This window comes from Burkholderia sp. AU44665 (assembly GCF_030504405.1).
Taxonomy (GTDB): domain Bacteria; phylum Pseudomonadota; class Gammaproteobacteria; order Burkholderiales; family Burkholderiaceae; genus Burkholderia; species Burkholderia semiarida.
In genome coordinates this window covers 76,941-89,876 of record NZ_JAUJRI010000014.1, presented here as the reverse complement: position 1 = coordinate 89,876, position 12,936 = coordinate 76,941, and the positions used below count along the sequence as shown (strand labels likewise).

Below are 12,936 nucleotides of genomic sequence, written 5' to 3'. Positions count from 1 at the left end.
GATTTCCCGGATTCGACGGAACATCAAAACCTGGGCGGCAGAATACCGGATGGACGGCCTGCGACCTCCTGACGACCCAGGAACACGCAGGCATCATCAGCCGGGCAAACCGGCGGTTGAGGGCCGCACCGCGCGCGCCACGCGCCGGGAACGACCGCAGGGAGGCATGCCATCTCCGCAGGCGGCAATTGTACGCGACGGCGCGCCACGCACACAATGCAGACGCCGCCGGGCCGCTGCGCCGTCAGTCGCGCGGCGCGAGCGCGATCCGCGCGATCAGCCGGGGCGCGATCTGCTCGAGCGGCAGGATCGCCGACGCCGCGCCGATCGCCGCGGCCGCCTTCGGCATCCCGTACACGGCGCTGGTCGCCTCGTCCTGCGCGATCGTGTACCAGCCCTTCGCACGCATCGCCTTCAGGCCGAGCGCGCCGTCGCGTCCCATGCCGGTCAGCAGCACGCCGAGCGCCTCGCCCTGCCAGCCGTCCGCGACGCTGTTGAAGAACACGTCGATCGACGGCCGGTACGGCGTGTCGGCCGGATGCCGCGTATAGCCGAGCACGCCGCGCGGCGACAGCGTCAGATGGTCGTTGGTCGCCGCGAGCAGCACCGTGCCCGCTTCCGGCACGCTGCCCTCCCGCGCGACGCGCACCGGCAGCCGCGTGTAGCCGTCGAGCCATTCGGCCATGCCGTACGCGAATGCCTGGTCGACGTGCTGGACGATCACGAGTGCCGCCGGAAAATCGGCCGGCAGCGCGCGCAGCAGCGCGGTGAGCGCGGTCGGCCCGCCCGCCGACGCGCCGATCGCGACGAGCGTCGGCTGGCCGCGCGCGGACGCGGGCCCCGGCGGCACGAGCGCCGCGGAACGGCTTTCGAGCAGCCGGCCGATCTGGTCGATCTTCGCGAGCAGCGCCTGCGGCGACGCGTCGGTCGACAGCCCGAGCGCGAGCGTCGGCGTGTCGACCGCGTCGAGCGCGCCCGCGCCCATCGCCTCGTACACCGACGACGTATTGGCGCTGACGCTCGCCGTCACGATCAGGATCGCGCACGGCGCGCGCGCCATGATCCGCCGCGTCGCGGCGACGCCGTCGACCTTCGGCATCACGAGATCCATCAGCACGACATCGGGCGGATGCGCGACGCAGAAATCCACCGCCTCGTCGCCGTCGGTCGCGACCCACAGCACGCGATGGTCCGCGCGCAGCGCGATCACGCGGCGCAGTGCCTCCACGGCCAGCGGCAGGTCGTTGACGATACCGATGTTCATCCGCGTGCGTCCCCGATCAGGTCGTGCACGGCGTCGAGCAGCGCTTCGTCGTGGAAGCTGCTCTTCGCGAGGTAGTAATCGGCGCCGGCGTCGAGCCCGCGGCGGCGATCCTCGTCGCGATCCTTGTACGACACGATCATCACCGGCACGCGCTTGAGCATCGGGTCGTTCTTGATCAGCGTGACGAGTTCGATGCCGTCCATGCGCGGCATGTCGACGTCGGTCACGACGAGATCGAATGCATCGCTGCGCACCGCGTTCCAGCCTTCCATCCCGTCGACCGCGACCGTCACGTCGTAGCCGCGCTTTTCCAGCAGCTTGCGTTCGAGCTCGCGCACCGTCAGCGAATCGTCGACGACGAGCACGCGGCGGCGCCGGTCGGCGAGCGCGAGCTGCGGATCGCGCGAGACCCGCGCGAGCTGCCCGCCGCGCACGAGCTTGTCGACCGAGCGGATCAGGTCCTCCACGTCGACGATCAGCACCGGGTCGCCGTTCTCGAGCAGCGCGCCGGCCGCGATGTTCTGGATCTTGTTCAGGCGGCTGTCGAGCGGCTGCACGACGAGCATCCGTTCGCCGAGGAAGCGGTCGACCGCGACGCCGTACAGTTCGGGTTCGCCGCCGACGACCACGACGGCCGTACTGGCGCGCGCCACGTCGGGTTCGCCCGCGTCGAGCAACTGGTGCGCGGCGACGAGGCCCGCGCGCCGGCCGTCGAACGGAAAATGCGGCTGCCCTTCGAGCACGTCGATGTCGTCGTGCGCGAGTTCCAGCGTGCGGCGCACGTGCGCGAGCGGGAACGCGTACGGCTCGCCGCCGACCTCGACGAGCAGGCTGCGGATCACCGACAGCGTGAGCGGCAACTGCAGCACGAAACGCATGCCGGCACCCGGCTCGTTGAAGATCCGCACCGCGCCGCGCACGCCGCGCACCATCTCCTGCACCGCGTCGAGGCCGACGCCGCGCCCCGATACGTCGGTCACCGCGTCGCGCATCGAGAAGCCCGGCAGCAGCAGGAATTCGAGCAATTCGGGATCGGACAGCCGCGCGGCCGTCTCGTCGTCGGTCAGGCGCTGGCGCACGACGGCCGCGCGCAGCGCGTCCATGTCGACGCCCGGCCCGTCGTCGATCACGCTGACGAGCAGCGAGCCGGCGCTGTGGCGCGCCTCGAGCGTGACGCTCGCCTCGGCCGGCTTGCCGCGCGCGTGCCGCGCTTCGGGCGAATCGACGCCGTGGTCGATCGCGTTGCGCAGCAGGTGGCCGAGCGGCGCGTCGAGCAGGTCGAGGATGTCGCGATCGACCTGCGTGCCTTCGCCGACGATCGAGAAACGCACCTGCTTGCCGAGCGAGCGCGCGAGATCGCGCACGATGCGCGGATACGCACGCGTCGCGTCGCCGAACGGCCGCATCCGGCATTGCAGCGCCTCGTCGTAAAGCTGCTCGGCGATATGCGTGCTGCGCCGCTCGAAGCGGTCGAATTCGTCCATGCGCTCGGCGAGCGAGCGCTGCAGGTCGTTGAGCATGTGCCGAACTTCGTTCATCGACGCGAGCATGCCGGCGTCGAGATCGTCGGCGAACTGCTCGACCATCAGGTCGAGCGAACGGGCCGCGTCGCGCTGCGCGCGCTTCACGCGCAGCATCGATTCGGCGAACGGCTTGAGCCAGCGCGATTCGACCAGCGATTCGCCGGACAGGCTCAGCAGCCGGTTCAGCGTATCGGCGCGCACGCGGCGCATCGCGCCGGCGCCCACCACGCGGCCGGCCTGGGCCGGATCGGGCGCCGGGCCCGACACGGCGAGCGGCGGCACCGCGGCACCGGCCCCGACCGGCTCGTTCGCGGCGCCGTCGTGCTCGCGATACGGCACGAACGACGGCGGCGGCGCGGCGGCTGGCGCCTGCATCGTCTGCGCGCCGTCGGCGCCCGTCAGCGCCGCCGCGAACACGTCGATCTCGGTCTGCGACACGGGGTGCCCCTGCGGATCGCCGACGCGCACCAGCAAATCGACGCCGGCCAGCAGCACGTCGACGTGCGTGGCCGTCAGTGCGATCGTGCCGGCCTGCGCGGCGACGAAGCACTCTTCCATCCGCCCCGCGATCTCGACGCCCATCGGCACGCCGACGATGCGAGCGGCGCCCTTCAACGAATGCGCGGCGCGCATGCACGCTTCGAGCGCGATGGAATCGGGCTCACCCGATTCGAGCGCGAGCAGCCGCTCCGACAGCGCCTGCGTCTGCGTGCGCGTCTCCTCGCGATACAGCTCGAGCAGCGACAGGTGGCTCAGGTCGTCGTCGCCGCTCATCGCATGCTCCGTGTCACGGCGTCGAACAGACGGTCGTCGTCGAGCAGCCCCACCGACTTGCCGCGCCACGACAGCACGCCGCGCGACAGGCCGGCGCTCGCACGCCCGACCGTCGCGGGCACCGGCACCCAGTCGGACGCGCCGAAGCGCAGCACGCCCTCGACTTCGTCCACCGGAAACACGACCGGTTCGCCCTGGTGCGCGGCCACCAGCAACCGCGTGAAACGGCCGTCGCCACCACCGCTCCCGCCGCGGCCGGCCTTGCCGGCATCGAGGCCGAGCAGCGCGCCGATCGAGATCGCGATACGCAGCGTGCCGCGGATGTTGACCACACCGCGCACGGCGGAATGGCGTCGATGCGGCAGCGAATGGATCGGGCGCGTGCCGGCGATCTCGCGCAGCACGCCGATCGGCAGCGCGAGCCATTCGTCGGCCACCCGGAACGCGAGCGCCGCATGGCGCGCGTCGCCGGCGGCGTCGCCCGCGCGCGCCGTGCCGAACGCGCTCATCCGGCGCGTGACGTCCGCCATCTCGGCCACGTCGAGCGGACGCTCGAGCAGTCTCGCCGCGTTCGACGCATAGACCGGGCAGTTCAGACAGCGCTGGCAGTCGTTCAGCCGTTCGCACGAGCGGTCGCCGCGCGTGCCGATCCGGTTCCAGCAGTCGTCGACGTCGAGCGTCGCATCGTCAGTGGCAGCGGCGTCGCGGTTCATGCATTCCTCCGGTCATCGCGGTGTCGGTCCCATTCCCGTCGTCGTGTCAGCCGGCCGAACGCCGGGCGCGTTCGAGCAGCCATTGCGCGCCCGCGCGATCGCCGCCGACGTCGAGCAGCGTCGCGAGATGCGTCAGCGCCTCGTGATGCGTGGGGCGCAGGTACAGCGCCTTCCGGTAGAAGTCGCTCGCTTCCGCGGCGCGCCCGCGCGCATCCGCGATCAACCCGTTCAGGTAGAACGCATCGGCATGCGGGCCGACGCGCGCCGAGAACTGCGCGAGCACGCGCTCGGCCTCGTCGAACGCGCCCGCGTTCGCCAGCGCCTGCGCATCCTCCAGCGTCGGGACATCGTCGATTGCCGGCGCAATGCCGTCGTAGGCCGGTACGGCCGCCGCGGCGGTCGCCACCGTCAGGTCGGCCCGTGCGTCGACTGCGGCCGTCTCCACGGCCGGCGCCGCCGCGAACGGCTGACGCACGTCGCCGAACCAGGCCGGGGGCGCGACGGCCACCACCGGGCGCGGCGCGGCGAGCGGGGCGACCGTGAAGCGCTCCGCGCGCTGGTGCGGCACCGCCGCGGACAGCGGCGCAACCGGCCGCGCCGCGCATGCATCGGCCGCCGCGCCGGCCGGCTCGCGATGAAACGCGAACGCCAGCGGCACGCGCGCCGAGCGCATCCCGTGCCGCATCGCGACGCCCGTCTCCGCCGGCCCGACGAACAGCATGCCGTCGTCGGCGAGGCGCGCGTCGAGCGAGCGGATCACGCGATCCTGCGCGTCGCGGTCGAAATAGATCAGCACGTTGCGGCAGAACACGAAGTCGTAGCGAATGCCGTTGTCGGCAACCGGTTCGACGAGGTTCGCGTGGCTGAACTGCACGCACGCGCGCACGCGCTCGTCGAGCAGCCAGCCGTCGCGGGTCGGCGTGAAATACCGCGTACGAAACTCCGTCGCCGTCCCGCGGAATGCATTGCGCCCGTAACAGCCGAGCCGCGCCTGCTCGATCGCGCGCGCGCTGAGGTCGATCGCGTCGATCGCGAAGCTGGCCGGCTCGAGCCCCGCATCCAGCAACGCCATCGCCGCCGAATACGGCTCCTCGCCCGTCGAACACGGCGCGCTCAGCACGCGGATCACGCGGCCGGACATTGCGGCGAGCCGTTCGGCGGCCAGCCGCGCGAGCGTCGCGAAGGCCTCGCGGTCGCGGAAGAACCACGTCTCCGGAACGACGAACAGCTCGATCAGCGCGCGCCGTTCGTCGGCCGACGCGTTGAGCTGCTGCCAGTACGCATCGAGCGCTTCCGGCGTCACGGGCGCCCGCGCAGCCGACGGCACGCGCTCGCCGTCGGCCTGCAATGCATGCACGCGATCGGTCAACGCCCGCATCAGGAAATCGTTGCCGAGCGAATCGGGGTCGATGCCGGTCTCGCGCAGCAACCAGCCGCGAAATCGCGATTCGGACACGTTCATGCAGACTCCTCCCCGTGGCCCGACAGGCCGTCGAACAGATACAGGCGCGCAACGTCGTCGATCAGGTCGGGCACCGACACCTGCTGCACGACGCCGTCGGGCGTGTTCGCGACCCGCCCGAGCCAGCGCGTGCGCGCGGTCGCGATGCCGCTCGCGCGAAACGCCGCGCGGTCGATCCGCATCGTCTGCGTCGCACGCTCGACGATCAGGCCGATCGTGCGCTCGCCGTCAGCGTGACCGGCGCGATAGCGGACCAGCACGAGCCGCGTCGAGCGCAGCGCCTGCGCGCGCCGCCCGAGCGCCAGCATCGGCACGTCGATCACCGGCACCGGCTGGCCGTCGCGCATCAGCAGCCCGGCGATCCAGTCGGGCGCGCCGGGCATCGCCTTCATGACGGCGAGCGGCAGCACCTTGTCGATGCCGGCCGCGTCGAGCGCATAACGCTCGCCGTCGAGCTCGAACATCAGGAACAGCGCGCGCGCGCCGTTCTGCGGATCGGCGCGCGTCACGCGTCGACCTTGAAGCGCGACACGCTGGTGCGCAACTGGTTCGCGACGAGCGTCAGGTCGTCGATCGCCTGCGACGACTGGCGCAGCGATTCGGCCGTCTGCTGCGCGGCCTCCGACAGTTGCGACAGCGCCTGCGTGATCTGCTCGGCGCCGTTCGCCTGCGTCTGCATGCCTTCGTTGACCATCTGGAAGCGCGGCGCGAGCGTCTGCACCTCGGCGATGATCTGCGACAACTGCCCGCCGACCTGCTGCACGTCGAGCATCCCGCGGCGGACTTCCTCGGAGAACTTGTCCATCCCCATCACGCCCGCCGACACGGCCGACTGGATTTCCTTCACCGTCTGCTCGATGTCGTAGGTCGCCACCGCCGTCTGGTCGGCGAGGCGGCGGATCTCGGTCGCGACGACCGCGAAGCCGCGGCCGTACTCGCCGGCTTTCTCGGCCTCGATCGCCGCGTTCAGCGACAGCAGGTTGGTCTGGTCGGCCACCTTGGTGATCGTCGCGACCACCTGGTTGATGTTCAGCGCCTTCTCGTTGAGGATCGCGAGCTTCGCGTTCACCGAGCCGGCCGCGTCCATCACGCTGCGCATCGTCTCGCCCATCCGCGTGAGCCCGCTCTGGCTCACGCCCGCGAGCGTCGCCGACTGCTCGGCCACGCCGGCCACCTCGTTCATCGTGCGCAGCAGGTCGCGCGACGTCGCGAAGATCTCGCGCGAGGTCGCGCCGATCTCGGTCGTCGTCGCGGCCGTTTCGTTCGCGGTCGCCTGCTGCTCGCGCGAGGTGGCCGCGATCTCGGCCACCGACGTCGTCACCTGCAGCGACGATTGCTGCGCGCGCGACACCAGCTCGGTCAGCTCGTCGGCCATCCGGTTGAAACCCGTCTCGAGCGTGCCGAACTCGTCGCGGCGACGCAGGTCGAGGCGATGTGTCAGGTTGCCGGTGCGCATCACGTCGTGCACCTCGACGAGCCGCGCCATCGGCACGGTGACCGACCGGTACAGCATGTAGCCGAGCCCGAGCGCGGACAGCAGCATGAACGCCAGCGCGGTCGCCAGCACGATCTCGGTGTCCTGCACGGATTCGCGGATCAGCTTCGCGGACTGCTCGGCGAACTTGCGGTTCTCCTGCACCAGCACGTTCGCGTTGCGCACGACCTCGGTCCACGCGGGCAGCGTTTTCGCGTACGCGGCGACCGCGTCTTCGCGCGACGCGCGGCCCTTCTGCACCGCTTCGTTCAGCAACGGCACGTAGTGATCGTAGGCGCCGCGGAACGCCGTGAAGCGCTGCCGGTCGTCGTCGCGAAACGTCGTGTTCTGGTAGTCCACCGTCAGCGACTCGACCTCCTTCAGCGCGTCGGCGATCTTCGCGAGATCGCGCTGCGCGGCGTCGGGATCGGTTTCGACGAAGATCGCGCGCTGCAGCAGCGTGAACGATTCGTTGACCGCGCCGCGCAGCGTCGACGCGAGGTAGACGCCGGGCAGCGAGTCGCGCTCGATGCTGACGGCTTCGGCGTTGATCGCACGCAGTCGCTCGTACGACACGCCGGCCGTCACCAGCATCAGCACGAACAGCACGCCGAAGCTGAGCAGGATGCGATTGCCGAGCGTCAGCCGGGCGGCGCCGATCGTCGGATGCAGGCTTTCATTGGTCGCGCGGGGCGTCACGGTGGCCATGTTCGTTATGGGCTTTCTAAATTCAGCGTTGAAAAAACCGCGCCCGCGTGCGCGCCGAATGGCGCGCCACGAGCGCATCGAGGTCTCTCGGGCGGCGCGGCGGCGGCAGGCCGCGCCGCGACGTCACCGCTCCGCCTGCGCCGGCAGCCGAAGCGCTACCATGAAACCGCGCGCCGTATTGCGCATCAGGATCTGGCCGCGATGCCGCGCCGCCGTTGCGCGGACGAATGCGAGGCCGAGGCCGAAACCGCCGCGCGCCGCGCCATGCGCGGATTCGAGCTGCACGAACGACTCGGTCGCAGCCGTGCGCTGCTCCGGCGCGATGCCGGCGCCGGCATCCTCGACGCCGATCAGCCAGGCGCCGTCCTCGCCGCCCAGCGTGCAATGTACGTCCATCCCGGCCGGGCCGTATTTCAGCCCGTTGTCGACCAGGTTCGCGACCGCGCGCGTCAGCATCATGCGGTCGCCCATCGTCACGCACTCGCCGTCGGGCACGTGCGCGATCACCCGGCAGCCAAGCCCGGCCGCCTTCTCCCACAGCTGGTCGACGGCGTCGACCACGATCTCGTTGAGACTCACGACTTCGTGCGCGCGGCGCTCGGACTGCGCGCGGGTCAGGTGGATGAAGCCGTCGGCGAGCGCGAGCGCGCGCCGCGCATGGCCGGCGATGCGCTCCATGATCGCCGGCATGTCGCCGTGTTCGGCCCGGTAGACGTCGAGCAGCGCGAGGATCGACGTCTGCGGCGAACGCATGTCGTGCGACAGGAAATCGAGCGCCTCGTCGCGCTGCCGCGACATCAGGTACGAATTCGAGTGGTAGCGAATGCGCGCGGTCAGCTCCATCGCGTCGGGAAGTTTCACCAGATAGTCGTTCGCGCCGGCAATGAACGCCTCGCGCTTGACGATCGGCTCTTCCTTCGCCGACAGCACGATGATCGGCACGCGCGCGGTGCCGGCGTCCGCGCGCCACGCGCGCACGAGATCGAGGCCGTCGATCTCCGGCATCACGAGATCCTGCAGGATGACCGTCGGCTTCACGTCGCGCGCGACCGCCATTGCCCGATGTGCGTCGGTGCACACGTGCAGGTCGATGTCGTGCTCGCTGCGCAACGCGCGGCGGATCACCTCGCCGACGAATGGCTGGTCGTCCACAAGGAGGACCGATAACCCCGATTCGAGGCAATCCGAGGCATTATCACTACTCGATTCTTTCATAAATCCAGTTTCAAACGCCGAATCTCCAAACGATTCTTTCATAGGAGTTGTTTATCCGACTGGGACGCCATCTTATATTGGCAGTTGAAAAACCCGCCTGATTCCGCCGATTAGGCCTGTCGGCACTGCCTTGCGGGGCTTCGGGCGCCGTTGTTTCCCCGTCGACGACCGCATTACCTCCGCATTCTTTCTCTCAATAAACATAACCGGCTGATTCTAAATGAAATTAGAACACAGCATCTATCTCCTTCCGGTTTAGTTTTGCCAAATATGCAGAAAGAGACGGCAACGGATAAATCGGATCATTTCCGGATTCGACGCACGATAACGTTTGCGAGACCCGCGCCATAAGGCTTGCATGTCGTGCAAGGCCGCGGGATCGGTCGTATTGGGGCCCGATCGTGGCGAGTCAAATCGGCCGTGCGAGGGGAAATCGCGCGGCGGGCGACGCTCGATCCGCATGCGTATGAGAACCGGCGGGGAGCCGGCAGGACGCCGGCCCCGTGGGTGTGAGTCGTGAGCCCGCGGCCGATCAGCCGCGCGCGTGCTGCGCGGACACTTCCTGCAGGTCGAGGTCGCGTTCGAGCGTGTGCAGCATCTCGTCGTGAATGCGCCCCGACCGGTGCAGGCGCAACAGCTCGGCGCGCCCGGCCCGGATCGCGGCCAGCACCACGTCGTAGTGCGCGGTGCGCACTTCCACCGGATACGCGGGCGCGTTCTTCGACCGCTCGGTCAGCTCGGCGCGATACGTGTACTGCTCGAGCAGGCGCGGATGGATCACGACGCCGTTCTCGTCGCGCACGAGCGGCTGGATCGCCGCGAGCTGCGCGGCCTCGACGTACGCCCACGTCTGCGGCTCGGTCAGGTGGTGCGCGGCGCGCTCGTCGCGCGGCGGCAGGCGCAGCAGCCGGATCAGCGGCCCGATCGTCGTGCCCTGCAGCAGCACGGTGACGAGGATCACCGCGAACGATGCGACCAGGATCACGTCGCGGCCGGGCAGCGCCTCGGGCAGCGACAGCGCGATCGCCAGCGTCACCACGCCGCGCATCCCGGCCCAGCTCATGATCGTCGCGGCCTTCCAGTCGGGCGCCTCGCCGCGGCCCGCGAGGCCGCGCACCGGCCACTTCAGCGCCTCGACCGCGTAGATCCACACGAAGCGCGACACGATCACCGCCGCCAGCACCGCGAGCACCGGCGGCACCATCGTGCCGAGCACCTGCTCGAAGCCGCCAAGCCGATGGATCGCGCCGCGCAGCGACAGCCCGATCAGCACGAACACCAGCGCCTCGAGCAGGAACACGATGACCTGCCAGAACGCGGTGCCGCGCGTGCGCACGGCCGCCGAAAACACTTCGTGCTGATGCCAGCCGACGATCATGCCGGCCGTGACGGTCGAGATCACGCCCGACACCTCGACCATTTCACCCGCGATGTACGCGATCCAGCCGGCGATCACCGCGACGGTGATCACGAGATAGTCGTCGTCGAGCAGCTTCAGGAACCACACGACGAGCTTGCCGACCACGAAGCCGACCACCACGCCGCCGAGCCCGAGCTCCGCGAAGCGCACGACCGCGTGCTCGAGGCTGAACGCGCCGGTGAGCGCGGCCGCGACCGCGAAGCGGAACAGCACGAGGCCGGCCGCGTCGTTCAGCAGGCTCTCGCCTTCGAGCAGCACCATCAGCCGGCGCGGCAGCGCGACGCGTTCGAGCACGGCCTTCGCGGCCACCGCATCGGGCGGCGACACAATCGCGCCGAGCGCGAAGCACGCGGCCCACGGCAGCGTCGGCACCACCCAGTGCACGGCGAAGCCGACCGCGAACGTCGTGAATACGACCGCGCCGATCGCCAGCATCAGGATGCCGCCGACGTTGCGCTTGAATTCTTCCCACACGGAGAAGTACGCGCCGTCCATCAGCAGCGGCGGCAGGAACACCAGCAGCACCAGCTCGGGATCGAGATCGATCGGCGGCAGGCCGGGGATGAACGCGATGCCGATGCCGCCGATCAGCAGCGCGGCCGCGGGCGGCAGCCGCAGCCGCTTGGCGATGCATTCGAGCGCGACGATCGCGAGGAATGACAACAGGACCAGCTTGAATGCCGAGACGGGGGACATGAATCGACCTCGTGAAGAATGAATTCGCGCGTTCCGGCGTCGTATCCCGGTCGGCAGTTTCGCGCGATTACATCACGAGGCGACGCCCATCGTCGAGCCCGTTTCGGGCAGTTCGGCGCGCGGGACACGCGCGGCGCCGCGCCGCGCTCGCGACGCGCGATGAAAGAACGGCACGCGGGCCGGCCCGATCGCCCGCCCGCGTGCCGTCGTGGCGCCGCGCCGCCTGCCGCGCGTTACCGGCGCCGCACGACCATCAACCGCGGCTCGGTCATGTCCTCGATCGCGTAGCGGACGCCTTCGCGGCCGAGGCCCGAATCCTTCACACCGCCGTACGGCATGTTGTCGACGCGGAACGACGGCACGTCGTTGATCACGACGCCGCCGACTTCCAGCTCGTCCCACGCGCGCTGCGCATGCGTGAGCGAATCGGTGAACACGCCGGCCTGCAGCCCGAAGTCGCTGTCGTTCACGCGCGCGAGCGCGTCGTCGAAGCGGTCGAACTTCTCCAGAATCGCGACGGGGCCGAACGCCTCCTTCCGGTACAGGTCCTGCTCGCGCCCGACGTTCTCCAGCAGCGTCGCCTCGAACATCGCGCCGTCGACCTTGCCGCCCGCGACGATCTTCGCGCCCGCCGCGACGGCCGCGTCCATCCAGCCCGACAGCCGGCGCGACTCGGATTCGGAGATCATCGGCCCGACGAACGTCGACGGATCCTTCGGATCGCCCATCTTCAGCGAACGCGTCTTCGCGATCAGCTTCTCGCGCAGCGCGTCGTACAGGTCGGCATGCGCGAGAATCCGCTGCACGCCGATGCAGCTCTGGCCCGACTGGTAGTACGCGCCGAACGCGAGGCGATCGACCACGTAGTCGAGCCGCTCGCGCTGATCGGCATCGACGATCGCGGCCGCGTTACCGCCGAGTTCCAGCACGACTTTCTTCTTGCCGGCCTTCTCCTTCAGCGCCCAGCCTACCGCCGGCGAACCGGTGAACGACAGCAGCTTGAAGCGCTCGTCGGTCGTGAAGAGGTCGGCGCCATCGCGATGCGCGGGCAGCACCGAGAATGCACCCTTCGGCAGGTCGGTTTCCGCGAGCACCTCGCCGATGATCAGCGCGCCGATCGGCGTGCGGCTCGCCGGCTTCAGCACGAACGGGCAGCCGGCCGCGAGCGCGGGCGCGACCTTGTGCGCGGCGAGGTTCAACGGGAAGTTGAACGGCGAGATGAACGAGCACGGGCCGACCGGCACGCGCTTCGTGTAGCCCGTATAGCCCTGCGCCCGCGCGGAAATCTCGAGATTGACGATCTCGCCGTCGACGCGCACCGATTCCTCGGACGCGACGCGGAACGTGTCGATCAGCCGCGTGACTTCGCCCTTCGAATCGTTGATCGGCTTGCCGGCCTCGATGCACAGCGCCTCGGCCAGCTCGTCGAAACGTTCGCGAAACCGCGCGACGCAATGATCGAGCACGGCCTGCCGCTTGTAGGCCGGCATCTCGCGCATCGGCTTCGTGGCGTCGACTGCCGCGGCGATCGCCGCGTCGATCGCCTTCGCGTCGGCCAGCGCGACGCGCGTGGCGACCTTGCCGCTGAACTTGTCGGTCACCTCCAGATCGGTGTTCGCGTAGACGGCTTCGTTGGCGAGATAGTACGGATAGGTTTCCTTCAACATGGAACGACTCCTTCCTGTGA

The 12,936-nt window shown here is 69.7% G+C and carries 9 protein-coding genes and 1 riboswitch; all 9 genes read right to left on the bottom strand.

From position 1 onward, the window contains the following. Positions 1 to 80: 80 nt before the first annotated feature. Positions 81 to 186, bottom strand: a riboswitch (Fluoride riboswitch). Positions 187 to 244: 58 nt separating this feature from the next. Beyond that, positions 245 to 1,264 (bottom strand): chemotaxis response regulator protein-glutamate methylesterase, encoded by a 1,020-nt coding sequence (locus QZM15_RS24425; RefSeq protein WP_124860748.1) that lies wholly within the window; start codon positions 1,262 to 1,264, stop codon positions 245 to 247. Further along, a complete protein-coding gene (locus QZM15_RS24420) occupies positions 1,261 to 3,561 on the bottom strand; it encodes a hybrid sensor histidine kinase/response regulator (RefSeq protein WP_124657244.1) in 2,301 nt (766 codons plus the stop codon). Before QZM15_RS24420 ends, QZM15_RS24425 begins: the two co-directional genes overlap by 4 nt. Then, on the bottom strand, positions 3,558 to 4,274 hold the full coding sequence (locus QZM15_RS24415; RefSeq protein WP_059573755.1) for a chemotaxis protein CheW: 717 nt from the start codon (positions 4,272 to 4,274) through the stop codon (positions 3,558 to 3,560). The genes QZM15_RS24420 and QZM15_RS24415 overlap by 4 nt, the downstream gene beginning before the upstream one ends. A 46-nt stretch (positions 4,275 to 4,320) precedes the next feature. After that, positions 4,321 to 5,736, bottom strand: a complete 1,416-nt coding sequence (locus QZM15_RS24410) for a protein-glutamate O-methyltransferase CheR (RefSeq protein ID WP_302107416.1) — start codon at positions 5,734 to 5,736, stop codon at positions 4,321 to 4,323. Continuing rightward, positions 5,733 to 6,245: a chemotaxis protein CheW gene (locus tag QZM15_RS24405; RefSeq protein ID WP_059573753.1), complete on the bottom strand. Its 513-nt coding sequence runs from the start codon at positions 6,243 to 6,245 to the stop codon at positions 5,733 to 5,735. The genes QZM15_RS24410 and QZM15_RS24405 overlap by 4 nt, the downstream gene beginning before the upstream one ends. Then, the gene (locus QZM15_RS24400; RefSeq protein WP_059573752.1) at positions 6,242 to 7,918 is read right to left on the bottom strand and encodes a methyl-accepting chemotaxis protein; all 1,677 of its coding nucleotides are present in this window, start codon (positions 7,916 to 7,918) and stop codon (positions 6,242 to 6,244) included. Before QZM15_RS24400 ends, QZM15_RS24405 begins: the two co-directional genes overlap by 4 nt. A gap of 123 nt (positions 7,919 to 8,041) precedes the next feature. Continuing rightward, positions 8,042 to 9,175, bottom strand: a complete 1,134-nt coding sequence (locus QZM15_RS24395; RefSeq protein ID WP_059573751.1) for a hybrid sensor histidine kinase/response regulator — start codon at positions 9,173 to 9,175, stop codon at positions 8,042 to 8,044. A gap of 490 nt (positions 9,176 to 9,665) precedes the next feature. After that, positions 9,666 to 11,249 carry a Na+/H+ antiporter gene (locus QZM15_RS24390; protein WP_099317195.1) on the bottom strand — a complete coding sequence of 528 codons (1,584 nt, stop codon included), beginning with the start codon at positions 11,247 to 11,249 and terminating at the stop codon, positions 9,666 to 9,668. A gap of 233 nt (positions 11,250 to 11,482) precedes the next feature. After that, positions 11,483 to 12,916, bottom strand: coding sequence for an aldehyde dehydrogenase family protein (locus QZM15_RS24385; protein WP_302107415.1), 1,434 nt, complete (start codon positions 12,914 to 12,916; stop codon positions 11,483 to 11,485). Positions 12,917 to 12,936: the final 20 nt, after the last annotated feature.

Excerpts from the sequence above, each read along its gene's own strand:
- QZM15_RS24410 (WP_302107416.1), bottom strand. The coding sequence starts at position 5,736 with ATGAACGTGTCCGAATCGCGATTTCGCGGCTGGTTGCTGCGCGAGACC.
- QZM15_RS24395 (WP_059573751.1), bottom strand. The coding sequence starts at position 9,175 with ATGAAAGAATCGTTTGGAGATTCGGCGTTTGAAACTGGATTTATGAAA.
- QZM15_RS24420 (WP_124657244.1), bottom strand. The coding sequence starts at position 3,561 with ATGAGCGGCGACGACGACCTGAGCCACCTGTCGCTGCTCGAGCTGTAT.
- QZM15_RS24425 (WP_124860748.1), bottom strand. The coding sequence starts at position 1,264 with ATGAACATCGGTATCGTCAACGACCTGCCGCTGGCCGTGGAGGCACTG.
- QZM15_RS24390 (WP_099317195.1), bottom strand. The coding sequence starts at position 11,249 with ATGTCCCCCGTCTCGGCATTCAAGCTGGTCCTGTTGTCATTCCTCGCG.
- QZM15_RS24400 (WP_059573752.1), bottom strand. The coding sequence starts at position 7,918 with ATGGCCACCGTGACGCCCCGCGCGACCAATGAAAGCCTGCATCCGACG.
- QZM15_RS24415 (WP_059573755.1), bottom strand. The coding sequence starts at position 4,274 with ATGAACCGCGACGCCGCTGCCACTGACGATGCGACGCTCGACGTCGAC.
- QZM15_RS24385 (WP_302107415.1), bottom strand. The coding sequence starts at position 12,916 with ATGTTGAAGGAAACCTATCCGTACTATCTCGCCAACGAAGCCGTCTAC.